The 1,070-nt window shown below is 65.8% G+C and carries 1 protein-coding gene; it reads right to left on the bottom strand.

All coding sequences use genetic code 11. The features are described 5' to 3' along the window. On the bottom strand, positions 1 to 1,070 hold a 1,070-nt coding region (gene glyA, locus BZL41_RS07310), incomplete at both ends, for a serine hydroxymethyltransferase (protein WP_256578098.1).

The following is a 1,070-nucleotide window of genomic DNA, read 5'->3' as shown; positions in this document are numbered from 1 at the left end:
GTGGTGATCGCCGGCGTGCCGATGCGGATGCCGGAGGTGACGAACGGCGACTGCGGGTCGTTCGGCACGGCGTTCTTGTTCACCGTGATGCCGGCGCGGCCGAGGGCGGCGTCGGCATCCTTGCCGGTCAGGCCTTGCTTGATCAGGCTGACCAGGAACAGGTGGTTGTCGGTGCCGCCGGAGACAACGTCGTAACCACGCTCGATGAACACCTTGGCCATCGCCTGGGCGTTCTTGATGACCTGCGCCTGGTACTCCTTGAAGCCCGGCTCCAGCGCTTCCTTGAAGCACACCGCCTTGGCGGCGATCACGTGCATCAGCGGGCCACCCTGGGCGCCGGGGAACACTGCGGCGTTGAGCTTCTTCTCGATCTCTTCGTTGGCCTTGGCCAGGATCAGGCCGCCACGCGGACCGCGCAGGGTCTTGTGAGTGGTGGTGGTGACCACGTCGGCGAAGGGAATCGGGTTCGGGTACAGACCGGCCGCGACCAGGCCGGCCACGTGGGCCATGTCGACGAACAGCAGCGCACCGACCTTGTCGGCGATGGTGCGGAAGCGCGGGAAGTCGAGGGTCTTGGAGTAGGCGGAGAAGCCGGCGACGATCATCTTCGGCTTGTGCTCGACGGCCAAGCGCTCCACTTCGTCGTAGTCGATCAGGCCAGTGGCCGGGTTCAGGCCATACTGCACGGCGTTGTACAGCTTGCCGGAGGACGACACCTTGGCCCCGTGGGTCAGGTGGCCGCCGTGGGCCAGGCTCATGCCGAGAATGGTGTCGCCGGCCTGCAGCAGGGCCAGGTAAACGGCGCTGTTGGCCTGGGAACCGGAGTGCGGCTGGACGTTGGCGTAATCGGCGCCGAACAGCTCCTTGGCGCGGGCGATGGCCAGGGCCTCGACCTTGTCGACGTGCTCGCAACCGCCGTAGTAGCGCTTGCCCGGATAGCCTTCGGCGTACTTGTTGGTCAAGCCGCTGCCCTGGGCCTGCATCACGCGCTTGCTGGTGTAGTTCTCGGAGGCGATCAGCTCGATGTGATCTTCCTGACGTTGTTCTTCCGCGTTCATCGCGGCGAGCAG

The organism is Pseudomonas sp. PIC25 (genome assembly GCF_002286785.1).
Lineage (GTDB): Bacteria > Pseudomonadota > Gammaproteobacteria > Pseudomonadales > Pseudomonadaceae > Pseudomonas_M.
The sequence above is the reverse complement of the archived record's forward strand: the minus strand, read 5'-3'. Positions and strand labels throughout refer to the sequence as shown.